This is a genomic window from Phenylobacterium sp. (genome assembly GCF_013911965.1).
In the GTDB taxonomy this organism is placed as follows: Bacteria; Pseudomonadota; Alphaproteobacteria; order Caulobacterales; family Caulobacteraceae; genus Phenylobacterium.
Genome location: NZ_JACESE010000009.1, coordinates 17217 through 40982 on the forward strand (window position 1 = coordinate 17217; position 23766 = coordinate 40982).

17 protein-coding genes and 1 tRNA gene are annotated in these 23766 nt (G+C 69.9%); 9 read left to right on the plus strand and 9 right to left on the minus strand.

What is annotated here, in order from left to right; genetic code table 11:
- Positions 1 to 40 precede the first annotated feature (40 nt).
- The 4 genes from H2041_RS10585 (at position 41) to H2041_RS10600 (ending at position 7533) form a co-directional block, all read left to right on the plus strand.
- Positions 41 to 1162 (plus strand): AI-2E family transporter, encoded by a 1122-nt coding sequence (locus H2041_RS10585; RefSeq protein WP_293412417.1) that lies wholly within the window; start codon positions 41 to 43, stop codon positions 1160 to 1162.
- A gap of 178 nt (positions 1163 to 1340) precedes the next feature.
- Positions 1341 to 6194, plus strand: a complete 4854-nt coding sequence (locus H2041_RS10590; protein ID WP_293412419.1) for an NAD-glutamate dehydrogenase — start codon at positions 1341 to 1343, stop codon at positions 6192 to 6194.
- Positions 6195 to 6308: 114 nt separating this feature from the next.
- Positions 6309 to 7070, plus strand: coding sequence for an SDR family oxidoreductase (locus tag H2041_RS10595; protein ID WP_293412421.1), 762 nt, complete (start codon positions 6309 to 6311; stop codon positions 7068 to 7070).
- Positions 7051 to 7533 carry a GNAT family N-acetyltransferase gene (locus tag H2041_RS10600; RefSeq protein ID WP_293412423.1) on the plus strand — a complete coding sequence of 161 codons (483 nt, stop codon included), beginning with the start codon at positions 7051 to 7053 and terminating at the stop codon, positions 7531 to 7533. The genes H2041_RS10595 and H2041_RS10600 overlap by 20 nt, the downstream gene beginning before the upstream one ends.
- Here H2041_RS10600 and H2041_RS10605 read toward each other — a convergent pair.
- The 4 genes from H2041_RS10605 to H2041_RS10620 form a co-directional block, all read right to left on the minus strand.
- Positions 7517 to 8530: a phosphotransferase gene (locus tag H2041_RS10605; protein ID WP_293412425.1), complete on the minus strand. Its 1014-nt coding sequence runs from the start codon at positions 8528 to 8530 to the stop codon at positions 7517 to 7519. The genes H2041_RS10600 and H2041_RS10605 overlap by 17 nt on opposite strands.
- 51 nt (positions 8531 to 8581) lie before the next feature.
- Entirely contained in the window at positions 8582 to 9748 is a 1167-nt protein-coding gene (locus tag H2041_RS10610) for an aminotransferase (protein ID WP_293412427.1), read from the minus strand.
- 81 nt (positions 9749 to 9829) lie between these two features.
- Positions 9830 to 11662, minus strand: coding sequence for a translational GTPase TypA (gene typA / locus H2041_RS10615; protein WP_293412429.1), 1833 nt, complete (start codon positions 11660 to 11662; stop codon positions 9830 to 9832).
- A 341-nt stretch (positions 11663 to 12003) separates the two neighbouring features.
- A complete protein-coding gene (locus H2041_RS10620) occupies positions 12004 to 12897 on the minus strand; it encodes an N-formylglutamate amidohydrolase (RefSeq protein WP_293412710.1) in 894 nt (297 codons plus the stop codon).
- A gap of 122 nt (positions 12898 to 13019) precedes the next feature.
- Between H2041_RS10620 and cpdR the strand changes: the two genes are divergently transcribed.
- Both cpdR and H2041_RS10630 read left to right on the plus strand, forming a co-directional pair.
- Positions 13020 to 13376: a cell cycle two-component system response regulator CpdR gene (cpdR, locus tag H2041_RS10625; RefSeq protein WP_293412431.1), complete on the plus strand. Its 357-nt coding sequence runs from the start codon at positions 13020 to 13022 to the stop codon at positions 13374 to 13376.
- A 105-nt stretch (positions 13377 to 13481) separates the two neighbouring features.
- A tRNA-Val gene (locus tag H2041_RS10630) sits at positions 13482 to 13556 on the plus strand.
- A gap of 39 nt (positions 13557 to 13595) precedes the next feature.
- Here the strand turns inward: H2041_RS10630 and H2041_RS10635 are convergent.
- The 3 genes from H2041_RS10635 to H2041_RS10645 form a co-directional block, all read right to left on the minus strand.
- Positions 13596 to 13982 carry a hypothetical protein gene (locus tag H2041_RS10635; protein ID WP_293412433.1) on the minus strand — a complete coding sequence of 129 codons (387 nt, stop codon included), beginning with the start codon at positions 13980 to 13982 and terminating at the stop codon, positions 13596 to 13598.
- Between the two features lie 61 nt (positions 13983 to 14043).
- On the minus strand, positions 14044 to 14907 hold the full coding sequence (locus tag H2041_RS10640) for a glucose 1-dehydrogenase (RefSeq protein ID WP_293412435.1): 864 nt from the start codon (positions 14905 to 14907) through the stop codon (positions 14044 to 14046).
- Positions 14908 to 14952: 45 nt separating this feature from the next.
- Positions 14953 to 15162 (minus strand): hypothetical protein, encoded by a 210-nt coding sequence (locus H2041_RS10645; RefSeq protein WP_293412437.1) that lies wholly within the window; start codon positions 15160 to 15162, stop codon positions 14953 to 14955.
- 315 nt (positions 15163 to 15477) lie between these two features.
- Between H2041_RS10645 and H2041_RS10650 the strand changes: the two genes are divergently transcribed.
- Positions 15478 to 16071 carry a GNAT family protein gene (locus H2041_RS10650; RefSeq protein WP_293412439.1) on the plus strand — a complete coding sequence of 198 codons (594 nt, stop codon included), beginning with the start codon at positions 15478 to 15480 and terminating at the stop codon, positions 16069 to 16071.
- On the opposite strand, the gene H2041_RS10655 is transcribed toward H2041_RS10650, so the two are convergent.
- Entirely contained in the window at positions 16046 to 17089 is a 1044-nt protein-coding gene (locus H2041_RS10655) for an aldo/keto reductase (protein ID WP_293412441.1), read from the minus strand. The two genes, H2041_RS10650 and H2041_RS10655, sit on opposite strands and share 26 nt — an antisense overlap.
- A gap of 127 nt (positions 17090 to 17216) precedes the next feature.
- On the opposite strand from H2041_RS10655, the gene H2041_RS10660 reads away from it, so the two are divergent.
- Positions 17217 to 18125, plus strand: coding sequence for an AraC family transcriptional regulator (locus tag H2041_RS10660; protein WP_293412443.1), 909 nt, complete (start codon positions 17217 to 17219; stop codon positions 18123 to 18125).
- A gap of 3 nt (positions 18126 to 18128) precedes the next feature.
- On the opposite strand, the gene H2041_RS10665 is transcribed toward H2041_RS10660, so the two are convergent.
- A complete protein-coding gene (locus H2041_RS10665) occupies positions 18129 to 20075 on the minus strand; it encodes a methyl-accepting chemotaxis protein (protein ID WP_293412445.1) in 1947 nt (648 codons plus the stop codon).
- A 642-nt stretch (positions 20076 to 20717) separates the two neighbouring features.
- On the opposite strand from H2041_RS10665, the gene H2041_RS10670 reads away from it, so the two are divergent.
- Complete coding sequence (locus H2041_RS10670) at positions 20718 to 23705, plus strand: TonB-dependent receptor (protein WP_293412447.1); 2988 nt, start codon at positions 20718 to 20720, stop codon at positions 23703 to 23705.
- Positions 23706 to 23766 lie beyond the last annotated feature (61 nt).

Consider the following 23766-nt stretch of genomic DNA (forward strand, 5'->3'; position numbering starts at 1 on the left):
CGGCGCCGGAGCCGACAGTCGCGCCAGGAATCACTCCCGCATGCCCTCATCCGCGCCCTCCGCCGTCACGCGCTCCGCCCTGGTGATCCTGGCGGTGATCGCCTGCGGAGTGGTCCTCTACGTCCTGCGCGACATCTTCACGCCTCTGGCGCTCGCCATCTTCCTGGCGGTGATGATCGACGGCCTGGCGCGCCTGCTGCTGCGGCGCGCGCCCTTCCTGCCCAGGGCCGCCGCGGCGCCGGCGGCCATCGTGCTTTCCATCGCCGTCTTCGCCGGCGCGGCGGTGCTGATCGCCGAGAACGCGGCCGATTTCGTGGTTCAGATCGCCGCCTACGGTCCCCGGCTGAACGGACTGATGGAACAGGCCGCCGGGCTGCTGGGGGTGCAGGCGCCGCAGAGCCTCGAGCAACTCATCCGCCAGCTCAATCCGGCCCAGTACCTCAGCCAGGTGGGCGGGGCCCTGCAGGGCTTCGCCTCCAGCGCCGTCTTCGTGCTGATCTATCTCGGCTTCATCCTGGCCTCGCGCCGGGGCTTCGAACGCAAGATCGTCGGGCTCTTCCCGGATCGCCACGAGCGGCGGGAGGCGGTGGCCGCCTTCCACCGCATCCGCGACGGCGTGGAGCAGTACCTCTGGGTCCAGACGGTCACGGGCGTGATGATCGCCGTCGCCTCCTGGATCGCCATGGCCCTGGTCGGGCTCGACAACGCCCTCTTCTGGGCGCTGCTGATCTTCATCGCCTCCTACATTCCCATCATCGGCGGGATCGTCGGCGTCGCCGCCCCGCCCATCTTCGCCCTTCTGCAGTTCGACAGCCTCTGGCCGGCGGCGATCCTGGCGGCGGTGCTGCAGGGCGTGCAGTTCGTGGTCGGCAACATCATCCAGCCGCGCATGCAGGGCGAAAGCCTGAACATGGATCCGGTGGTGATCCTGCTGTCCCTGGCGCTCTGGGGCGCCATCTGGGGCCTGCCCGGCATGTTCCTGTCCACGCCCATCGCGGTCATGGCCATGGTCATCCTGGCCCAGTTCGACGGAACCCGCTGGATCGCCATCCTGCTCTCCGACGACGGGGAACCGGTCCGGGCGAAGGACGCTGACTTTCCAACCGCCGCGCCGCCTCCCGAGGCCGCGCCACAAGACTTCGAGTCCGGGGCTTCACTTTGACCTTCGAACACCTATCTGAAGCGATGTCGGGGCTCACCCACCCCCGGCCTCATAGCGCCGCCCCGCAAGGGACGCCGGCGCGACGAGCCCAGCGTGTTCCGCCTTTCCCCCCAGGCGGAGCCCGGCGCCGCCGGACTCTCTCCTCCGGCGGCGTTCTCGTCTTTCAGGGGGCTCTGGCATGAACGATCCCAACCACGCCCGCCTGAAGAGCGAGCTTGAGACCGAACTGCTGCGCGCGCTGGGCGCCGGCCCGGCGAGTTCCGCCCTCGCCGACTTCGCCGCCCAGGTGGGCGAGGACGTCGCCGCCGACGAACTGCCCGACCTCTCGCCCGCCGACTTGGCGGCGAACCTCGCCGACTTCTGGCGCTTCGCCGAGAAGCGCCGCGGTCTGTCGCCCGCCATTCGCGTCGTGCGGGCGGTCACCGCCGGCGGCGGCGACGCCGATTACGACCGGCTGGAGGTCGTCCAGCCGGACGCCCCCTTCCTGGTGGACTCCGTCATGGGCGAGATCGCCGATCTCGGCTTCCCCGTCCGGGCCATGTTCCATCCGGTGGTGGAGATCGGCCGCGACGCCAAGGGCGTGCGGACGGAGGCCGGCGAGCCCATCGCGGAGTCGATGATCCAGGTGATCCTCGACCGCGTGGGCCAGGATCGCGAAGGCCAGCTTCTCGCCGGCGTGCGCGAGGCGCTGGAGGATGCGCGCGCCGCGGTGGCCGACTTCCCCGCCATGCTCGACCTCATGGAACGCACCATGGCGGAGCTCGAGCAGGCGCCCGACTCGGTCCGCCGCGAGGAGGAGCTCGGCTTTCTGCGCTGGCTGCACAAGGACCACTTCGTCTTCCTGGGCGCCCGCATCTACGAATATCCCCGCGCCAAGGGCGGCGGCTACGCCGCCGAGGAGCCGCTGTTCCAGCCGCAGGACGGACTGGGCGTTCTGCGCGATCCGGAACGGCGGGTGCTGCGCCGGACCAACGAGCCGGCCATCCTCACCGCCCAGCTGCAGCGGGCGATCGGCGAGGAGGCGGCCGTGACGGTGGCCAAGGCCAATATGCGCTCGCGCGTCCATCGCCGCGGCTACATGGACTATGTGGGCGTCCGCCGCTTCGGGCCCGACGGCCGGCCGTCGGGCGAGGTGCGTTTCGTCGGCCTGTTCACGGCCGAGGCCTACGACCAGCCGGTGGCCGCCGTGCCGCTGGTGCGGGCCAAGGTCGCCGCCGTTCTGGCGCGCGCCGCCAAGGCGCCCGGCAGCCACAACGGCAAGCGGCTGAAGAACATCGTCGAGAACTACCCCCGCGACGAGCTCTTCCAGATGACCGAGGACCAGCTGCTGGAGAATGCGCTGGGCATCCTGCATCTGCACGACCGGCCGCGGGTCCGCGTGTTCGAGCGGCGCGACCCGTTCGATCGCTTCTGTTCGGTCCTGATGTTCGTCCCGCGGGAGCGCTACGACTCCGACCTGCGCAAGCGCGCCGGCGCCATCCTGGCCGAGGCCTATGGCGGCCGTGTCTCGGCCTACTATCCCAGCTTCTCGGACTCGCCCCTGGCGCGGGTCCACTTCATCATCGGCTTCACGCCGGGACGCCATCGCGATCCGAACCTCGCCGAGGTGGAGGCGAAGATCGCCGAGGCGGCCCGGACGTGGGAGGACCGGTTCGAGGCCGCCGTGCGCGACCTCGACCGTCCCGCGGCCGCCACGGCCGAGCTGCTCGCCCGCTACGCCGGGGCCTTCCCGGCCGGCTACCGCGACCGCTATGAGGCGCCCGAGGCGTTGGCCGACATGGCCGTCATCGACGACCTGCAGGCCGGCGAGTCCGTGCGGGTGCGGGCCTTCCGGCGCGAGCTCGACACCCCGCGGCAGTTCCGCTTCAAGCTCTACCGGCCGCACGAACCTGCGCCCCTGGCCGACGTGCTTCCGATCCTGGAGAGCATGGGCCTGAAGGCCGTGGTGGAAGCCGGCTTTCCGGTGCGCCGGACGGGCGCCGACGTGGTCTGGGTGCACGAGTTCGAACTGGACGATCCGCGCGGCGAGCACCTGGTGTTCGGCGAGGTGAAGACCTGTTTCGAGCAGGCCTTCGTCGCGGTGTGGACCGGCCAGGCCGAGAACGACGGATTCAACCGCCTGGTCCTCGAACTGTCGGTGGGCTGGCGAGAGGCCGGCCTGGTCCGCGCGCTGGCCCGCTATCGCCAGCAGAGCGGCCTCGATCCCTCCCAGCGCGTGCAGGAGGAGGCGCTCACGCGTCACGCCGGCGTGACGCGCCTGATCCTCGACCTCTTCCGCACCCGTTTCGATCCCGCCCTGCGCGCCGATGTGGCCGCCCGCGAACAGCAGGGGCGGGCGATCATGGCCGAGATCACCGAGGCCCTGCAGCTGGTCGAAAGCCTGGACGACGACCGCGTCCTGCGCCGCATGGCCCTGCTGGTGCAGGCCATCCTGCGCACCAACTACTACCAGGCCGCCGAAGACGGCGCGCCCAAGGCCTATATCAGCTTCAAGGTGGCCAGCGAGGACCTGGCGGATCTGCCCGCGCCCAAGCCCTACCGCGAGATCTACGTCTGGTCGCCCCAGGTGGAGGGCGTCCACCTGCGCTTCGGCCCGGTCGCCCGCGGCGGCCTGCGCTGGTCCGACCGGCGCGACGATTTCCGCACCGAGGTGCTGGGCCTGGCCAAGGCTCAGCAGGTGAAGAACGCCGTCATCGTGCCCGTGGGCGCCAAGGGCGGCTTCTATCCCAAGCAGCTGCCGGCCGGCGGCGCGCCCGACGCGGTCCGGGCGGCCGCCGTCGAGGCCTACAAGACCTTCCTGCGCGGCCTGCTCGACATCACCGACAATCTGACCCCCGAGGGCGAGGTCATCCATCCGCCGGGGGTCATCCTGCACGACGGCGACGATCCCTATCTGGTGGTCGCCGCCGACAAGGGCACGGCGACCTTCTCCGACATCGCCAACGGTCTGGCCGAGTCCTACGGCTTCTGGCTGGGCGACGCCTTCGCCTCCGGCGGCTCGGCGGGCTACGACCACAAGGAGATGGGCATCACCGCCCGCGGCGCCTGGGAGGCGGTCAAGCGCCACTTCCGGGAGATGGGCAAGGACATCCAGTCCGAGCCTTTCACCGTGGTGGGCGTCGGCGACATGTCGGGCGACGTCTTCGGCAACGGCATGCTGCTGTCCAACCAGACGCGCCTGCTGGCCGCCTTCGACCACCGCCACATCTTCCTCGATCCCGATCCGAACCCGGCGGCCGCCTTCGCCGAGCGCCAGCGCATGTTCGCCCTGCCGCGCTCGTCCTGGGACGACTACGACCGCTCGGCCATCTCCGAGGGCGGCGGCGTCTTCCCGCGCAGCCAGAAGTCCATCCCCCTGACGCCGCAGGTGCGCCAGATGCTGGAGATCGAGGCCGAGGCCGTGACGCCGGCCGAGCTGATCAGCGCCATCCTCAAGGCGCCGGCCGAGCTGCTCTATCTCGGCGGCATCGGCACATACGTGAAGGCGAGCCGCGAGAGCCACGCCGACGTCGGCGACAAGACCAACGATGCCCTGCGCGTCGACGCCGACGAGCTGCGGGTCAAGGTGATCGGCGAGGGGGCCAATCTCGGCCTCACCCAGGCCGCGCGGATCGAATTCGCCCAGGGCGGCGGACGGGTGGACACCGACGCCATCGACAATTCCGCCGGCGTGGACTCCTCCGACCACGAGGTGAACATCAAGATCCTCACCGGAATGGTCGAGCGCGCCGGCGCCCTGACCCGGCCGGAACGGGACAAGCTCCTGCGCTCCATGGTCGACGAGGTGGCCGCCCACGTCCTGGAGCACAATTACGACCAGACCCAGGCCCTGTCCCTGCTGGAGATGGACGCCGTCGGCGAGCTGGAGCCCCACGCCCGCTTCATGGCGCGGCTGGAGGCCGTGGGCCGGCTGGACCGCGCCGTCGAGGGCCTGCCCGACGCCGCCGAGATCGCCGAGCGCCAGAAGGCGGGGCGCGGCATGACGCGGCCCGAACTCGCCGTCCTGCTGGCCTATGGCAAGATCCAGCTCTTCCGCGAGATGGTCGAGACCGACGTGCCGGACGATCCCTGGTTCGAGCAGGTGCTGGAGGGCTACTTCCCCGGTCCGCTCATGCGGTTCGCGCCGGAGATGCGCCGCCACCGCCTGCGCCGGGAGATCATCGCCACGGTGGTCGCCAACGACGTCGTCAATCGGTGCGGCCCGAGTTTCCCCGGCCGGCTGATGGCGTCCGCCGGCTGCGGCGCGGAGGCCTTCTTCGTGGGCTACGAGGCCGCCCGCGCGGTGCTGCAGCTCGCGCCGCTGTGGGAGGCGGTCGAGGCCCTGGACAATGTCGTTCCCGCCCAGGCTCAGCTCCTGCTGCTGCGCCGGCTGGCCGGCAACCTGCGCGGCATGACCTTCTGGCTCGCCCGGCGCGCGGCGCGCGAAGGCGCCCAGGTCAGCCCCCTGATCGCCCGCTACGCCAAGCCCGTGCAGGCGATCCGCAGCCTGATGCCGGACATCCTCACCGAGGTGGAGCGGGCCGGGCTCGACCGGCAGGCCGGCGCCCTGATCGAGGCCGGCGCGCCGGCGGATCTCGCCCGGGAGGTGGTGAACCTCCAGCCGCTGACCATCGCCGCCGACGTGGCCGATCTCGCCGAGGCCTCCCGCTGGCCGGTCGAGAGCGTCGCCCGCCTCTACCATCAGGTGGGCGCAGCCTTCGCCTTCGACAGGCTGCGGGCGGCGGCGGGCGGCCATTCGGCCGGCGACGCCTTCGAACGCGCGGCCGTCCGGCGCCTGGTGGAGGATCTGCTGACCGAACAGACGGCGATCACCCGCGCCATCCTCAAGGACGCCCGCGGTCCGAAGGCGGCCGAGGACGTCACCTCCGCCCGGGCCGTGGTGGCCGCCTGGGCCGAGCGGCTGGGCGAACCCGTGCTGCAGGCCCGGCGCACGGTCGAGGAGGTGGAAGCCTCCAGCGGCGGCTGGACCTTCGCCAAGCTGACCATCGCCAACGGCGCGCTGCGCGAACTCGCCGCCCAGGCCGGGGGCTGATTTCCGTACCGTTCCTTCGACGCCCCGACGGCGGCCGGCGCGCTTGACCTCGCGTCCGGCGGCGCCGCAAATGGCCGGCATTCAAACAAGCATTTCAATCAGGGAACGCGCGCCATGGAACTGTTCGATCTGACCGGCAAGGTGGCTGTCATCACCGGCTCCTCGCGCGGCATCGGCAAGGCGATCGCCGAGCGCATGGCCGAGCACGGCGCCAAGGTGGTGATCTCCTCGCGCAAGGCCGGGCCCTGCGACGAGGTCGCCGCGGCGATCAACGAGAAGCATCCGGGCGCGGCGATCGCGGTTCCCGCCTCCATCTCGTCCAAGGAAGACCTGCAGCGCCTGGTGGACGAGACGATCAAGGCCTTCGGCAAGATCGACATCGTCGTCTGCAACGCCGCCACCAACCCCTTCTTCGGCCCGATGTCGAAGATCGAGGACGACGCCTTCCGCAAGATTCTCGACAACAACATCATCGCCAACAACTGGCTGATCCAGATGGCGGCGCCGCAGATGCGCGAGCGCAAGGACGGCGCCGTGATCATCATCTCCTCGATCGGCGGCCTGCGCGGCTCCACGGGCATCGGCGCCTACAACATCTCCAAGGCCGCCGACTTCCAGCTGGCCCGCAACCTCGCCGTCGAGCTCGGTCCCGACAACATCCGCGTCAACTGCATCGCGCCGGGCCTGGTGAAGACCGACTTCGCCCGCGCCCTGTGGGACACCCCCGAAGCCGAAAAGCGCTCCAGCGCCAACAACCCCCTGCGCCGCCTGGGCGAGCCGGACGACATCGCCGGCGCGGCGGTGTTCCTGGCCTCGAAGGCGGGCTCCTGGATGACCGGTCAGGCGATTGTGGTCGATGGCGGCTCCACCTGCTGAGGCCGTCCCGGCCTTCGCCTTCGCCCCGGCTTCGGCCGGGGACCTGGAGGCGCTGACAGAGTTGCGGCTGGCGGTGATGGCCGAGAGCTTCAACCGCATCGGCCGTTTCAATCCGGATCGGGCGCGGGCGTGGTTTGCGCAGACCTATCGCCCCGAGACCACCCGCCTGATCCGCGTGGGCGAGGCCACCGCCGGCTGCGTCGCCTTCTATCCGGCCGAACCTGGGACGCTGAAGCTCGAACACTTCTACCTGGCGTCGGAGTGGCAGGGCCGGGGCCTCGGGACCGCCGTCCTCGATGTCCTGCTGGCGGAGGCCGACGCGGCGGGCGCGCGGGTCATCCTCACCGTCCTGCGCGAGAGCGACGCCCGGCGTCTCTACGAACGCCGCGGCTTCGTCGAGACCGGGCGCGACGACCTCGACGTCTACATGACGCGTGCGGCGCGCCCTACCGCGCCAGTCTGACGGCCTCGGCGAACCGCCCGCTCGCCAGGTTCGCGCGCGCCGCCCGCAGGTGCGCCAGTCCATAGACGACGCGGCTGTCCCAGGAATCGAGCGGAAAGCGGCCCTGCGCCAGGGCCAGGCGCACCTCGCGGAGATCAGCTGCGATCCCCTCGGGCGCCAGGCGCGCGTCCGGCCGCTCGCCGGCGAGGCCGGAGAGAAAGGCCACGCCATAAAAGACGTGGTTGAGCTGCCGGGCCAGGAAGAGGCGGGCGGACTGCGCCTCTGTCGGCGGGCCGCCGAAATAGGCGTGAGTCAGGACGGCCAGTTCGGCGTCGTCGCGCGTCGTGTTGTTGGCCAGAGCGGCCAGGTCCACATAGCGGTCGGCGAGGAAGGCCGCCTCCCAGTCCACCACCCACAGCCGGCCGTCTTCGACCAGGATGTTGCGCGGGTTGAGGTCGTTGTGGCTGGACACGGGCTCCGGCGCCAGCGCCCGACAGGCGCGGTCGAGCTCGCCATAGCCCGCAAGCTCTTCGTCCAGGGCCTCCGACGCCAGCAGGGCTGAGCTGCGAAGCTGGCCGATCATGTCGGCCATGCCGTCCATATAGTCGACGAAACGCGGGAAAGGCGGCGTGGCGTGCAGGCGGCGGGCGAGCGCGCCCAGGGCGGCGATCATCGCCTCGCGCGGCCCGTCGAAGCCCTCCGCCAGCGGGCGTCCCTCCACGAACCGGGTGATGCAGGCGCCGGTCTGCGGGTCGGCGTAGCGGAGCGGCGGCGCGATCCCCGCCTCGGCGGCGATGCGCAGGCATGGCAGCCACCGCTCCGGATCGCGCAGCGCATCGCGGGCCTTCGGCGCGCGCAGCAGCCAGGCGCAGCCCTCGGCCTCAAGGCGGAAGACGTCGGCGCCGGAGAAGCCGCCGATGATCCGGCGGGCGCCGGTGACAGGGGCGTTTCCGAAGGCGGCGCGCAGGGCGTCGACGGCGGCGGGCGTGTCGAACAGGGTCGGGACGGCGAGGGTCATGCGCGGCTAATGACCCGGATAAAAAGCGGCGTCAATATCTTCCGGGTAAAATTACCGGCGCAGCGCCAGGTCGCGGGCGCGGGCCAGGCGCGCCGCGCCTTCGTCCAGGGTGGCGTCGGCCTTGGCGAAGCAGAGCCGCAAGATGGTGGTGGCCGGATCCCGCTCATAGAGCGCGCTGACGGGGATGGCGGCCACGCCGGCCTCGCGCACCGCCAGCAGGGCGAACTCGCGGTCGCTCATCGCCACGCCCGAAGCGGCCAGATCGACATTGAGGAAGTAGGTCCCCTGCGAGGGGAGGACGGCGAACCCCTCCCGACGCAGGGCCTCGGCCAGGCGCGTCTGCGAGGCCGCCAGCGTCCGCGGCATGGCCTCGAACCAGTCGCCGGGCTCGTCCAGGCCGAAGGCCACGGCCGCCTGCAGGTTGGGCGGGGTGGTGAAGGTCAGGAACTGGTGCGCGCGGGCGAGCACCCGCGACAGGGCCGGCGCGGCGCACAGGAAGCCGACCTTCCAGCCGGTCAGGCCGAACATCTTGCCGGCCGACCCGATCTTCACGCAGCGCTCGCGCATGCCGGGGAAGGCGATGAGCGGCCGGTGAGCGGCGGGCGTGAAGACCACCTGTTCCCAGACCTCGTCGCAGATGGCGGTCAGGTCGTGGGCGACGCAGATCTCCGCCAGCAACGCCAGGTCGTCCTCCGGCAGGACGAGCCCCGTGGGATTGACCGGATTGTTCAGCACGACGAACCGCGTCCGCGGCGTGATCGCCGCCTCCAGCAGGGCCCGGGTGAACCGCCAGTCCGGCGGGTTGAGCGTCACCAGGCGCGGAACCCCGCCCGCGCGCCGGATCAGCGGCAGATAGGCGTCGTAGACCGGTTGGAAGACGATCACCTCGTCGCCCGGCTCGATCAGGGCCAGGAAGGCCGCGGCCAGGGCCTCTGTGGCGCCGGAGGTGACGGTCACCTCGGTCATCGGGTCGAGGTCCAACCCCTGGGCGCGGCCATAGTGGCGCGCCACGGCCTGCCGCAGCTCGGGCAGGCCCGCCATGGGCGGATACTGATTGTAGCCCGACAGCACCGCCTCGGCCGCCTTGCGGCGCAGCGCCTCGGGTCCCGGATCGTCGGGAAAGCCCTGGCCGAGATTGATGGCGCCCAGCGCCCGCGCCAGGCCGCTCATCTCCTCGAAGACGGTGGTCGGCAGGGCGGAAAAGACGGCGTCGGGCATGGCTCGGTTCCGGAAGGGGCCTTGCGGCTCCTTCAGCATTCCCCGCCGTCGGCGTCCACGGGAAAGGACGCCCTCGCCGCCCTAGTCTTCCTTGGTGCGCTTCTTGCGGAAGCTGGGGTTCAGGACGCGCTTGCGCAGGCGGATGTTCTGCGGCGTCACCTCGACCAGCTCGTCGTCCTCGATATAGGCGATGGCCTGTTCGAGCGTCATGCGGCGCGGCGGGGTCAGGCGGATGCTCTCGTCCTTGCCCGAGGCGCGGACATTGGTGAGCTGCTTGGCCTTCATCGGATTGACGTCCAGGTCGTCGGACCGGGAGTTCTCGCCGATGATCATGCCCTGATAGGTCTTCTCGCCGGCGCCGACGAACATGACGCCGCGCTCCTCCAGGTTCCACAGGGCGTAGGCCGCCGTCTCCCCGTCGGAGTTGGAGACCAGCACGCCCTTGCGGCCGGCGTCGATGGGACCCTTGTAGGGCTCATAGTGGCTGAACACGCGGTTCAGCACGCCCGAGCCGCGGGTGTCGGTCAGGAACTCGCCCTGATAGCCGATGAGCGAGCGGGACGGCGCCATCAGGCTGATGCGGGTCTTGCCCGCGCCCGAGGGCCCCATGTCCTTCAGCTCCGCCTTGCGGGCCGACAGCTTCTCGATGACCACGCCGGTGAACTCGTCGTCCACGTCGATCATCACCTCTTCCACCGGCTCCAGGCGCTCGCCCGTTTCCGGATCGGTCTGGAAGACCACGCGCGGCCGGCTGATGGAGACCTCGAAGCCCTCGCGGCGCATGCCTTCGATCAGCACCCCCAGCTGCAGTTCGCCGCGGCCGGCGACCTCATAGGCGTCCTTCTCGCTGGTCTCGGTGACCCGGATGGCCACGTTGGACTCGGCTTCCTTCAAGAGGCGCGCGGCGATGACGCGGCTCTGCACCTTGTCGCCCTCGCGGCCGGCCAGCGGGCTGTCATTGACCGAGACGGTCATGGAGATGGTCGGCGGATCGATCGGCTGGGCCGGCAGGGCCTCGGTGACCTCCAGCGCGCACAGCGTGTCGGCCACGGTGGCCTTGGACAGGCCGGCGATGGCGACGATGTCGCCAGCCTCGGCCTCGTCGATCGGCTGGCGCTTGAGCCCGCGGAAGGCCAGCACCTTGGTGATGCGGCCCCGTTCGATCTCCTTGCCGTCGCGCGACAGCGCCTTGACGGCCATGCCGGGCACGGCCTTGCCGGACTCGATGCGGCCGGTCAGCAGGCGGCCCAGGAAGGGGTCGCTCTCGATCAGCACCGACAGGATCTGGAAGGGCTCGTCCTTGCGCGCCTCGGCCTTGGGCGGCGGCACGTGGTCGACGATCAGGTCGAACAGGGGCGCCAGATTGTCGTTGGGCTGGGCCAGATCCATCGTCGCCCAGCCGTTCTTGCCGCTGGCGTAGATGTGCGGGAAGTCCAGCTGCTCGTCGGTGGCGCCCATGGCGGCGAAGAGGTCGAAGGCCTCGTTCAGCACGCGGTCCGGGTCGGCGTGGGGGCGGTCGACCTTGTTGAGGCAGAGGATGGGACGCAGGCCCATCTTCAGCGCCTTGCCCAGCACGAACTTGGTCTGGGGCATGACGCCTTCCTCGGCGTCCACCAGCAGCACGCAGCCGTCCACCATCCCCAGGATCCGCTCGACCTCGCCGCCGAAGTCGGCGTGGCCGGGGGTGTCGATGATGTTGATCCGGGTTTCGCCCGCCCTTCCGTTCCACAGCACGCTGGTGCACTTGGCCAGGATGGTGATGCCGCGCTCGCGCTCCTGGTCGTTGGAGTCCATGGCGCGCTCGACCGTCGCCTCGTTGGCGCGGAAGACGCCGGACTGGGCGAGCAGCTGGTCGACCAGCGTGGTCTTGCCGTGGTCGACGTGGGCGATGATGGCGATGTTGCGCAGCGACATAGAAGAGCCTTTTCGGGGAAGCCGCGGCTTGTAGGCGAGCTTGGCGCGCGGTGCTAGCGCGATCTGATGTCAGTGACGCCGCGCCGCAAGGGGTATTTGTGCGTTGCAACACGAAATGTGCCGTGATGGCCGCCATTCAACCCCTTGAATGTGCTTAAAAAAGCAAATTCGGCCGTTCATCGGTAAGGTTTGCGACGTTTTTTCCCTTGCCGGTTTGTGCGCCGCACAGTACATATCGGGCTGTGAGGCGTCTCTGACGTCTCTGCCCTTCCTGGGCGTTTCCTCCCTAATGAACTGGCCGCGCCGCTTGGCGCGGCCTTTTTTTTCGGAAGGTCGCCCGGCTAGCGGAGCCGGTTCCAGTCGGCGCGGGTCAGCGCCCGGGTCAGACCCTCGATGTCGGCCTTGAGGCGCCCGAAGCCGGCCGTCGGCGTGAGCGTCTCCTCGTCCAGATAGAGGCCGCGGTTCAGCTCGATCTGCAGCGCGTGAACCCGGCGGGCCGGCCGGCCATAGTGCTCGGTGGTGTAGCCGCCGGCATAGGGGGTGTTGCGGATCACCCGGTAGCCGCGGTCCTCGAGCTCGCGCTCGGCCAGCGCCGTCAGCTCCTCGGCGCAGGCCGCCCCGAACCGGTCGCCCAGCACCATGTCGCAACCGCCGGCGGAGCGCGCGGCCATCGACGGCATCGAATGCCAGTCGACGAGGATGGCCAGGCCATGAGCCGCCTGCGCCTCGGCGATCAGGCTGGCCAGGGCGGCGTGATAGGGCTGGTGGGCGCCCTCGATCCGCAGCCGGGCCTCGGCGTAGGTCAGCTTGCGGGAATAGATCTCCTGCCCCTCCGAGACCACCTTGGCGATGGCGCCGAGCCCTGCGGCCACGCGGGCGGTGCGGATGCGGGCGAAGTCCGGCAGCTCGTCGGCGAACATGGCCGGGTCGAGCTCGAAGGCCTCACGGTTCACGTCGATATAGGCGCGCGCGAAATTGGCCGTGATCAGGGCGGCCCCGGCCGCGGGCGCCGCCTCCACCAGCTGGTCGACGAAGGCGTCCTCCGAGCGGCGGATGGCCTGGGCGTCCAGGGCGGCGGCGGCCATCATGTCGTCGGGATAGATGCGTCCGGAGTGCGGCGAGGCGAAGATCACCGGCGTCGGCGGCGCGCCCGCCGCGGCGGCGCGGCGAAGCGTGAAGCTGCCCGGGACGACCGGCGCAGGCTCTGCGACTTCCATGGGCTCCACCGCGGACATGGCGCGCATATGACGATGCGCCGTGCATGGGGTCAAACGGATCGGGCCTCCGGTTCATCGCGGATTTACAAACCGGCCCCTATGCTGCCGTTCTGGTCCGCCGGACGCTATCGGAAGACGCCATGCCCAAGATCCTCCTCGCCGAAGATGACGACTCCCTGCGCGGCTTCCTCGCCCGCGCCCTGGAGCGCGCCGGCTACGAGGTGACCGCCTGCGCCGATGGCGAGGAGGCCGTCGCCGTGCTCGACCAGGATTGGGACCTGCTGCTCACCGACATCGTCATGCCCGGCATCGACGGCATCGAGGTCGCGCGTCAGGCGGCGGCCCTGCATCCGTCCCTGCGCATCATGTTCATCACGGGCTTCGCCGCCGTGGCCCTGGCCGCCGGCGATACGGCGCCCGCCGGGGCCAAGGTCCTCTCCAAGCCCATCCACCTGCGGGAGATCGTCACCGAGGTGGAGCGGATGATGGCCGCCTGAAAAGGCGGACGAAAAACCGGCGGGGAAGGCGGGTCTCGACGCTTGCGCCGCGCGCGCCCCGCCGCTATACCGCCGCCCTTCCCGCCCCTCGCAGGGGTCCGGTCCGGACGCGTAGCTCAGCGGGAGAGCACTACGTTGACATCGTAGGGGTCGCTGGTTCAATCCCAGCCGCGTCCACCATCTCCCCAGACATTGAGAGACTGGCGAAGTCGCCGCAGCCTAGTTCGGCGTGAACAGGCCCTGCAGGCCGACGAGGATGGCGATCACGCCGAAGACGGCGAGGATCAGGCCGGCCACCGCCGCGGCGCTCGCCGGCAGGTCCTGGCCCGTTCGACGGGCGAGATTGAGCCGCTCCCACAGCAGCAGCACGCCGGTGATCAGGCCGATGATCTCGAAATGGAAGATGCGCGGCCCGCTCGTCAGGTGGACGATCAGGAAATAGCCGCCGCAGATCAGGGCCACGACGCCGACGATCCAGCCGAAGGGGCCGATGGCCCGCGCTGCTCCGGCCAGATTGTCGCCGACAGACGGCAGGCGGGCGAGCAGGCCGACAGCCAGCAGGAAGCCGCCGAGGATGTTCGCCAGGTCGAGGAGCAGGGCGATCATGCCCCTTCAATGCCCGGCGAGCTTGGCCGTTCCCGCCGTCGCTCCCGGCTGCGGCCGCGCCTCAGATGAAGGGCATGCCGCCGGTGACCGGCACGGTGGCGCCGGAGACGTAGCTCGCCTCGTCGCTGGCCAGCATGACATAGACGGGCGCCAGTTCGCCCGGCTGGCCCGGACGGCCGGCGGGGCTCGTCTTGCCGAAGGATTCCACCTTCTCCGCAGGCATGGTGGAGGGGATGAGCGGCGTCCAGATGGGGCCGGGCGCCACGCAGTTCACGCGGATCTTCCGTCCCCCCAGAAGCTGGGCCAGGCCGATGGTGTAGTTCTGGATGGCGCCCTTGGTGGCCGCATAGGCCAGCAGCTTGGGGTTGGGCTTGTCGGCGTTGATCGAGGTGGTGTTGATGATGGCCGCCCCGGCCTTCAGGTGGGGCAGGGCCGCCTTCACCAGGTAGAACATGGCGTGGATGTTGACCTGGAAGGTCCGTTCCCACTCCGCGTCGCTGATCTCCTCGGGCGCATCGAAGCTCATCTGATGGGCGGCATTGTTGACCAGGATGTCGAGCTTGCCGAAGGACTCGACCGCCCGGTCGACCAGACCGCGGCAGAACTCCGGATCGGCCACGTCGCCCTTGCCCATTACGGCCTTGCGCCCCTCGGCCTCCACCAGGCGGCGGGTCTCGGCGGCGTCCTCGTCCTCCTCCAGATAGCCGATCAGCACGTCGGCGCCTTCGCGGGCGTAGGCGAGCGCGACGGCGCGGCCGATGCCGCTGTCGGCGCCGGTGATGATGGCGGCCTTGCCGGCAAGACGGCCGGAGCCTCGGTAGGTGCTCTCCCCGTGGTCGGGCCGTGGATCCATGTCCCGGGTGTGGCCGGGCGGCTCCTGCATCGGCGTGTCGAAGGGCGGCTTGGGGGCGTTCTCAACGGCCATGGCGGCTCCTTTGGATTGCGTGGGGCGGGCGTGGGCGAGCGGCCCCTATCGGGGCTCGCCGTCCTGCGGACCTTTCGGCCCTCGGGCGTCGCGCAGGTTGCGTTCGACGGTTTCGCGATCACCCTCGGCGGGCTCGGACAGGATCGCCGCGCCCTCCGGCCCCTCCGCTCCGGCGGGACCACGATCCTCTTCGCCGGCGCTGGTGCGGCCGCGCGGCCCCTCGGCGGGGTCCTGTTGTATCCTGGGCTGCGGCATGGTCGGGCTCCTTCGGGCGATGTGCGCGCTCAACCGGCCGTCGGCGCGCCCGGTTCCGCGGCCGCCGCCCCAAACGGAGGCCCGGACGGCGCGTCTTTCGGCGCAGCTGTGGCGCCGGCGCCCTGGCGCGGCGCGGCGCTCTGGCGCTAGCGTCCCCCCATGAGCCGCCCCGCCGCCTTCGCCTGCTGCAATTCCTACGGTCCCCTTCGGGGCCGCGGGATCGTGCGTGCGATCGCCTAGAGGGCGCGCCTCGTCCCCCGACCCCGCCAACCGGCCGGGGTCGAACGATGGCTCCGGTCCCGAAGGAGCCTCTCCATGACCACCGAACCGCCGCTCCAGGAAGAGCTGAGACTGCCGCTGCGCACGCCGCGCCTGATCCTGCGCGACTTCCGCGACGAGGATTTCGACGACATCCACGCCTACGGTTCCGATCCGGAGGTCTGCCGCTACATGCCCTGGGGACCCAACACCCTGGAGGACACGGCCCAGGCCCTGGCCCGCATGCAGGCCCAGGCGCGCACCTGGCCGCGCATGGAGCTCGGCCTCGGGATCGAACTGGCCGATGAAGGCCGGCTGATCGGCTCCATCGCCCTGCACCTGCGCGATGCGACCCATCGCACGGTGGAGATGGGCTACTGCCTGCACCGCGACTATTGGGGGCAGGGGATCATGAGCGAGGCCGCCCGCGGCCTGGCGGACGCCGGCTTTCGCCGCTTCGGCCTGCATCGCATCTACGCCACCTGCGACGTGCGCAACACCGGCTCGTGGCGGGTGATGGAGAGGCTCGGCATGCGCCGCGAGGGCCTCCTGCGCCAGGACCGGCAGGTGAAGGGCGCCTGGCGCGACACCTATCTCTACGCGGTCCTGGCGGAGGAGTGGACGGCTAGCGCGGCGTCCGCGCCGGGCTGACCGTGCGATAGGTCCCCTGCCGCTCGAACATCCAGCCCGGATATTCGGGCGGCAGGCGGGTCACCTCATCGATCTGCTTCAGGTCCTCGGCGGTCAGCTCCACCTTCACGGCGCCGAGGTTGTCCTCCAGCTGGTCCAGGCGCTTGGCGCCGATGATGACGGAGGTGACCGCCGGCTGGTGGAGCAGCCAGGCCAGCGCCGCCTGCGCCACCGTGCAGTCGCGCCGCTCGGCCACCGTCCGCAGGGCGTCGATGGCGGCGTAGCCCCGGTCGCGGTCCACGGGCGGGAAGTCGAAGGTCGCCCGGCGGCCCTCGCCGGCGCTCTCGTTGGCCCGGTCGTACTTGCCCGACAGCAGGCCGCCGGCGAGCGGGCTCCAGACCATCAGGCCCACCTGCTCGGAGGCCAGCATGGGGATGATCTCGCGCTCCAGATCGCGGCCGGCGACGGTGTAGTAGGCCTGCAGCGACTGCACGGGGGCGAGGCCCTTGCGCTCGGCGATCCCCTGCGCCTTGGCCACCTGCCAGGCCGCCCAGTTGGAAAGGCCGATGTATCGGACGTGGCCGTGGCGAACGAGGATGTCGAGCGCCTCCATCGTCTCCTCGATGGGCGTGGCCGGATCGAAGCCGTGGATCTGGTAGAGGTCGATATGGTCGGTCTGCAGCCGGCGCAGGCTGTGCTTGACCTGATCCAGGATGTGGCCGCGCGAGGCGCCGGCGCCATTGGGGCCTTCGCCCATGCGGCCGAAGACCTTGGTGGCGATGACCACATCCTCGCGGGCGACGCCGAGGTTCTTGAGCGACTGCCCGAGGATCTCCTCCGAACGGCCTTGGGAGTAGATGTTGGCCGTGTCGATGAAGTTGATCCCGCCGTCCAGCGCGGCGCGGACGATCTGATCGGCCTCGTCCTGAGGCACGCGGCCGATCTGGCCCCACAGGCCGTCGTCGCCGCCGAAGGTCATGGTCCCGAGGCAGAGTTCGGAAACGAGAAGGCCGCTGCGGCCGAGCCGATTGTAACGCATGGGAATCTCCGGGAAGGGGAGCCTGATCATGACGCGCCAGCGGGGCGCGGGGTGACTCCGATCCTGCCGGTCTCTTGCACGATCCTCCCACGCGACCCATTTCGAAGGCTCTTGACGGGAGACGCCGATGAGTGCGCTGCGCGAACTGACCGAGCTCGTCGAGCGTCACACGGCCCGCGGCGTCGCGGTGAGCGCGGTGGATGGACTGGACCTCGTGCGGGCCGAGGCCATCACCGGCCGCTTCGGGGCCCTCTATCAGCCGTCGCTTTGCGTGGTGCTGCAGGGCGCCAAGACCACGCTCCTGGGGGAGCAGGTCTTCAACTACGATGCGGGAAAGTACCTCATCGCCTCCGTGGATTTGCCGGCGATCGGCCAGATCGCCCAGGCCTCGCCGGAGGCGCCCTATCTTGCCCTGAGGCTGTCCCTGGACACCGCCGTCGTCGCCGAACTGCTGCTCGACGCGGAGGACGAGGCCGACGCGCCGCCGGCGCCCGGCCTTGCGGTGAGCGAGCTCAGCGAGGACCTCGCTGACGCGCTCCTGCGTCTGACCCGCCTCATCGAGCGGCCCCGAGAGATCGCCGCCCTGGCCCCGCTCATCAAGCGGGAGATCGTCTACCGGCTGCTGTTCGTGGAGGTGCAGCCGCTCCTGCGCCAGATCGGCCGGGCCGGCTCGCGCCTCAACCGCCTCAACCGCGCCCTGGCCTGGATCCGCCAGAACTACGATGCGCCTCTGAAGGTGGGCGATCTCGCCCGCCTGGCGCACATGAGCCCCTCGACCTTCCACCGCCAGTTCAAGGCGGTGACGGCGCTCAGCCCGCTTCAGTACCAGAAGCAGATCCGCCTCCAGGAAGCCCGGCGGCGGCTGCTGGCGGACGAGGCCGACGTCGCATCCGTCGGCCTCGCGGTCGGCTATGAGAGCCCCTCCCAGTTCAGCCGCGAATACCGCCGCCTGTTCGGCGCGCCGCCGGGGCGTGACGCGGTCCAGCTGCGGGAGTCCGTCCGGCTGTCGGCGGGATTGGCCGGCGCGGAGGCCTGAGCCTCAGAACTCCTCCCAGCCGGCGTCGGCCGTGGCCGGGGCGGCCGCGCCGCCGCCGGCGAAGGCGGCGATCCTGGCGCGGGCCTTGGCGATGGGCGAGGGCGGGCCGCCGGCCGCACGGGCGACCGGCCGCGCCGTCGTCACGGGCCGGAGGGCCGGCCCGCCGCCCAGGCTGAAGCGGCCCACATGGGCGGAGAGCTGGATGGCTTCGGTGCGCAGATTGGCGGCCGCGGCCGTGGTCTGCTCGACCATGGCGGCGTTCTGCTGGGTGACCTGGTCCATCTGGTTCACCGCTGTGTTCACCTGGCCCAGGCCCGAGCTCTGCTCCTGCGCCGATTCCGCGATCTCCGAGATCAGGGCGTCGATGTCGGCCACCCGGCGCACGATCCCGCTCAGGGCCTCGCCCGTCTCGCCCACCAGACGCACGCCGCGCGCGACCTGGTCGGAGGAGTTGGCGATCAGGGCGCTGATCTCCTTGGCGGCCTCGGCCGAGCGCTGGGCCAACGCTCGGACCTCGGAGGCGACCACCGCGAAGCCCTTGCCGGCATCGCCGGCCCGGGCGGCCTCGACTCCGGCGTTCAACGCCAGAAGATTGGTCTGGAAGGCGATCTCGTCGATGACGCCGATGATCTGGCCCATCTTGCCGGCGCTGTCCTCGATCGAGGCCATGGCGCTGACGGCGTCGCCCATCACCGCGCCCGAACGCTCCGCGGCGCCACGCGCCTCGCTCGCCGCCTGGGAGGCGGAGCGGGCGTTCTCGGCGCTCTTGCGGACGGTGGCGGTGATCTCGTCCAGGGCCGCGGCCGTCTCCTCCAGGCTGGCGGCCTGCTGCTCGGTGCGGCGCGACAGGTCGTCGGCGGCCTGGGCGATCTCCTCCGAGCCGCCCTTCATCTGTCCGGTGGCGGCGCTGATGGCGCTCATCGCCTCGCGCAGGCTGTCGACGGCGGCGTTGTAGTCGGAGCGGATCTGGCCGTACTGGCCGCTGAACTCGGCTTCGATGCGGCTGGTCAGATCGCCCTGGGCCAGCCGGCCCAGGCTTTCGGCCAGGGCCGTCACCACCAGAGCCAGTTCCTGCTCGTTGCGGCGGCGTTCGGCCTCGCTCTCGGCGCGCTGCGCCTCGGCCTCGGTGCGCAGGCGCGCCGCGTCGGCCTCCATCTCGCGCGCCTTCAGCGCATTGGTCTTGAACACCTGGACGGCGGCGGCCATGCCCCCGACCTCGTCCCGGCGGTCCTGTCCGGCGATCTCCACCCCCAGATCGCCCTCGGCCAGGCGGCGCATGCCGTCCGACAGGCGGTTCAGCGGGCGGGAGATCTTCATGCCTGCGATCCAGTAGGCCAGCGCCAGGCTCAACCCGACGCCCAGCAGAGCCAGGACCGCGTTGGTGACGACGGTGGCGTTGGCGGCGGCCGACAGCTCGTCGCCGCGGGCGTCGTCGTCGGCGCTCTGGGCTTCGTTGAAGGCCCGCATGTCTTTGCTGAGGGAGGCCACCAGAGGATCGACGCCGGCCATCGTCTGCGTGGCCCGCGCGTTCTGGTCGGCCATGCCTTCGCTGATGGCCTGTCCGGTGGCGGCGGCGATCTCGGCCGCACGGCTCTGGAAACCGCGAATCTGCTCAGCGTTCTCGGGCGTCAGTTCGAGCGCGCTGGCGAAGCTCCTGTCGATCGCCGCCACGGACTCGTCGTAGAGCGCCTTGGCCGCGGCGCTCTGTGGCGCGCCCGCCGGATAGGCGACGGCCATGTATCCGGCATAGGCCATCTGGTTCACCCGGCGCGCGGCCCGCGCGAGCTCGAGGCTGGAGCGCTGGTTGGTGCGGGAGAGCGCCGAATAGTCGGCGTCGATTCGCTTCATGCTGAAGCTGCTGAAGGCGGCCGATCCGAGGAAGGCGGCCGAGACGACCAGGATCGCAAGCATGATCTTGGTCGAGATTTTCCAGTCGTCGAGAAAGCGCATAGGAGCCCCAAGTGCGGTTGTGCTCCTTGATCCACGCGCGTGGGTTGCGAAGGTGTTAAGGGTGAATCGCCGGGCCAGCGGCCTTCTGTCGCATGGGAAAAATCGTTTCGATTGAACGCCTTGTGGCCGGGGCGCCGAGCGGTGAAGGTTAACCGCCGGCCCCTGGCGCCGCTCTGCGGGGCGGGAACTGACCAAGGTGAGAAATATGCCTCCCGCAAGGCGTGTATCGACCCGTTTCGGCGGCCGCCGGCCGGCCGGCGGAGCGCCGGATTCGCCGAAGCCGCGGCGCGACGCCCGTGGCCGAGCAAAAAAGTCGCAGGCGGCAAAAATGGAATCATCTTGCGCCCGGCGGCCTCGCGGCCTCTTTTTGGGCGGCCTCTAAGTCTCTGTCATAGCGGCTGATTTCCGTTGCGGGAGCGGCCGCCGGCGCCTCGTGTCTCGACGGCGGGGTATGGCCGAAAGCCCTTTGCGGGTAACGGGCTGGCGATCCAAACTTGCGCAACGGTCAAATAGTCTGGTTATGTTGCTCCGTTGAAAAGACATCTGGCTCTCCGCCTCGGGGCGTCAGATGGTGATTTTTGCTCAGGGGTCAAAAATCCTCACGCGAGAAGGGGATCGACCTAATGAGGGGGAAGGAAACCAATGTTGAAAAGCAGCTACTTCTATGGCGGCTCGGCCATCGCCGTGGCCCTGGCGTTGGGTGCGGCCAGTCCGGCCCTCGCTCAGCAGGGATCCGGCGCCACGGTCGTTGAAGAGGTCGTCGTCACCGGCTCGTTCATCGCCGGTACGCCCGAGGACGCGGCCCTGCCGGTCGACGTGCTCGGCGCGCAGGAGCTCGAAAAGCAGGGCGCGCCCAGCGTCGTGCAGCTGGTCAAGACGATCAGCGCCTCGCAATCGGCCATCGGCGAAAGCAACCGCTACAACGGCGGCGCCGGCACGGCGACCATCAACCTGCGCGGCTTCGGCTCGTCCCGGACGCTGGTGCTGATGAACGGCCGGCGGATGGTCGACAGCACCCAAGCCTCGTTCCAGGGCGGCGGTCAGGACCTGAACTTCATTCCGACGGCGGCCACCGGCCGGATCGAGATCCTGAAGGACGGCGCGGCGGCCACTTACGGCTCCGACGCGGTCGGCGGCGTGGTGAACTTCATCACGCGCAAGGACCTGGACGGCTTCGAGGTCGACGGCGAATACACCTACATCGACGGCTCCGACGGCGACTACAGCCTCGACCTCGCCTGGGGCAGCATCTTCGAGCGCGGCAACGTCCTGCTGACCGCCGGCTACCGCCACCGCTCGCGCCTGGACATCAACGACCGCGACTGGGCCCGCACCCGCATGGATGCGGTGTACTACGGCGGTTGGTCGGGCTCGGGCAATCCGGGCTATTACGGCACGCCGGGCGGCACGACCTTCTTCCGCGATAACGGCTGTCTCGAACTGGGCGGCCAGCTGACCGCCGGCGTCACGCCGACCACCAACACCGCGACGGGCAGCGTCTGCCGCTTCCAGTTCTCGGCCTTCAACGACCTGGTGAACGAGGAAGACCACTACCAGCTCTACGGCGAGGTGAACTTCGACGTCACCGACACCGTCACCTTCCACGGCGAAGTGGCCTGGAACCGGAACGACGTTCCCAACCAGCGCCTGTCGCCGGCCAACCTGACGACCCAGTTCCCGACCCCGATCTCGGCGGGCGGCACCTCGGGCTCGACGGCGGTCCCCGGCTTCAACGGCCAGGTGCCCTTCTTCGTGCCCGCCAACAACCCCGGCCTAGTCGACCTGCGCACCACCTGCGCCGCGCCGCTCACCCCGGCCCAATGCGCCCTGATGGCGGGCGGCGTGACGATGAACAAGTCGTTCTGGCGCGCCATCGCCCATGCCGGCCACCCGACCAATCCCGACGGCGCCGACTATCAGGATATCCAGTCCAACGCCTTCCGGATCTCCGGCGGCTTCAAGGGCGAGTTCGAGAACGGCATCGGCTGGGACGCGGCTCTGACCTACATGGAGTCCGAGGCCACGGTCGTCACCAACGACCTGCTGGTGAACAACATCCAGAACGCCCTCCGCGGCCTGGGCGGCCCCGGCTGTAACCCGGCCACGGGCACGCCCGGCGTCGGCCCCTGCCAGTTCTTCAACCCGTTCACCAACAGCATCGCCGTCAGCGCCGTCAACGGGGCGACCAACCCCTACTACCGCGGCGACGCCAATCCGGCCGTGCTGAACAACCCGGCCCTGGTGGAGTGGCTGTACGGCACCTACACCAACGTCGGCACCAACAAGATGCTGGTGGCCGACCTCGTCTTCAACGGCGAGACCGGCATCGCGCTCGGCGGCGGCAACATCGCCTGGGCGGCCGGCGCCCAGTACCGCTACAACCGCTCGATCGACGACTGGGAGAACCTCGGCGATGTCCGGGCCACGCCCTGCGTCGACTCCATCGACGACGGCCTGCCGGTCTGCTCGGACCCGGTCGGCCCGTTCGTCTTCTTCGGCGCTCAGGAGGACTATGACGTCGATCGTGACGTCGAGGCTCTGTTCGCCGAGGTGCTTCTGCCGATCACCGACGACCTGGAAGTGACCGGGGCCATCCGGTACGAGAACTTCGGCGGAAACATTGGTTCGACGACCAATCCGAAGATCTCGGCGCGCTGGCAGGCGATGGACTGGCTGGCCTTCCGGGCTTCCGCTGGCTCGACCTTCCGGGCTCCCAGCCAGGTCGTCATCGCACCGGGCAGCAGCAAGGGCGTGTCGAACATCGGCGGCAGCTACCGCGCCGTCGTCACCAACAACAACCCCGACCTGGAGCCGGAAACCGCCAAGACGTTCAACTTCGGCGTCCTGCTGGACTTCGGCGCCTTCCGCGGGTCGATCGACTACTTCAAGTTCGACTTCGAGGACGAGCTGACCCTGGAGCCCAGCCAGGCGATCTACAACTCGCTGGACTGCTCCAACCCGGCCATCGTCGCCCGCTTCGTCTTCGACGGCGCCTGCAACGCCAACAACGTCATCGTGCTCAACCGTTACAACGTGAACGGGCCGGACACGAAGACCTCCGGCCTCGACTTCAAGGCGCAGTACGACTTCGACAACTTCTTCGGCCGCGACTTCATGGACACCCGCGTGTCCGTGGGCGCCGAAGGCACCTACCTGCTGGAGTACGAGCGGAGCGACTTCACCCTGCTGGGGGCCGAGACCGTGGTCATCCAGGAGGCCCAGGACCGCGTGGGCCGTCACGAACTGACCGGGGAGTTCTATTCCTACCCGCGTCTGCGCGCGAACGGCTTCATCAACGTCGACGGCGGGGCCTGGAACCTGCGCTACCAGATCCAGTACCGCGAGGGCACCGAGATCATCGGCGATCCCTGCCCGGCGTCGGGCGCCAGCGCCGCCTGCCGCTACGACTACGCCACCTCGACCTTCGTCAATGTCGGCAAGAGCGAGGACTACTGGCAGCACGACCTGAACCTGCGGGTCGACCTGCCGTCCAACACGGTCATCACCGCCAGCGTCCAGAACGTGCTGGATGAGGATCCGCCCTTCGTGCAGTCGATGTACAACTACGACTACACGAACGGGAATCCGCTGGGCCGGACCTTCAAGATCGGCGTCAAGCAGACCTTCTAAGGGCCTGCGCATCGGCCGGGCTCCGGCCCGGCCGCACCTTCACGGCGTCGCCCCCTGCGGG

Coding starts and splice junctions, on each gene's coding strand:
- H2041_RS10585 (WP_293412417.1), top strand. CDS start 41: ATGCCCTCATCCGCGCCCTCCGCCGTCACGCGCTCCGCCCTGGTGATC.
- H2041_RS10590 (WP_293412419.1), top strand. CDS start 1,341: ATGAACGATCCCAACCACGCCCGCCTGAAGAGCGAGCTTGAGACCGAA.
- H2041_RS10595 (WP_293412421.1), top strand. CDS start 6,309: ATGGAACTGTTCGATCTGACCGGCAAGGTGGCTGTCATCACCGGCTCC.
- H2041_RS10600 (WP_293412423.1), top strand. CDS start 7,051: ATGGCGGCTCCACCTGCTGAGGCCGTCCCGGCCTTCGCCTTCGCCCCG.
- H2041_RS10605 (WP_293412425.1), bottom strand. CDS start 8,530: ATGACCCTCGCCGTCCCGACCCTGTTCGACACGCCCGCCGCCGTCGAC.
- H2041_RS10610 (WP_293412427.1), bottom strand. CDS start 9,748: ATGCCCGACGCCGTCTTTTCCGCCCTGCCGACCACCGTCTTCGAGGAG.
- typA (WP_293412429.1), bottom strand. CDS start 11,662: ATGTCGCTGCGCAACATCGCCATCATCGCCCACGTCGACCACGGCAAG.
- H2041_RS10620 (WP_293412710.1), bottom strand. CDS start 12,897: ATGTCCGCGGTGGAGCCCATGGAAGTCGCAGAGCCTGCGCCGGTCGTC.
- cpdR (WP_293412431.1), top strand. CDS start 13,020: ATGCCCAAGATCCTCCTCGCCGAAGATGACGACTCCCTGCGCGGCTTC.
- H2041_RS10635 (WP_293412433.1), bottom strand. CDS start 13,982: ATGATCGCCCTGCTCCTCGACCTGGCGAACATCCTCGGCGGCTTCCTG.
- H2041_RS10640 (WP_293412435.1), bottom strand. CDS start 14,907: ATGGCCGTTGAGAACGCCCCCAAGCCGCCCTTCGACACGCCGATGCAG.
- H2041_RS10645 (WP_293412437.1), bottom strand. CDS start 15,162: ATGCCGCAGCCCAGGATACAACAGGACCCCGCCGAGGGGCCGCGCGGC.
- H2041_RS10650 (WP_293412439.1), top strand. CDS start 15,478: ATGACCACCGAACCGCCGCTCCAGGAAGAGCTGAGACTGCCGCTGCGC.
- H2041_RS10655 (WP_293412441.1), bottom strand. CDS start 17,089: ATGCGTTACAATCGGCTCGGCCGCAGCGGCCTTCTCGTTTCCGAACTC.
- H2041_RS10660 (WP_293412443.1), top strand. CDS start 17,217: ATGAGTGCGCTGCGCGAACTGACCGAGCTCGTCGAGCGTCACACGGCC.
- H2041_RS10665 (WP_293412445.1), bottom strand. CDS start 20,075: ATGCGCTTTCTCGACGACTGGAAAATCTCGACCAAGATCATGCTTGCG.
- H2041_RS10670 (WP_293412447.1), top strand. CDS start 20,718: ATGTTGAAAAGCAGCTACTTCTATGGCGGCTCGGCCATCGCCGTGGCC.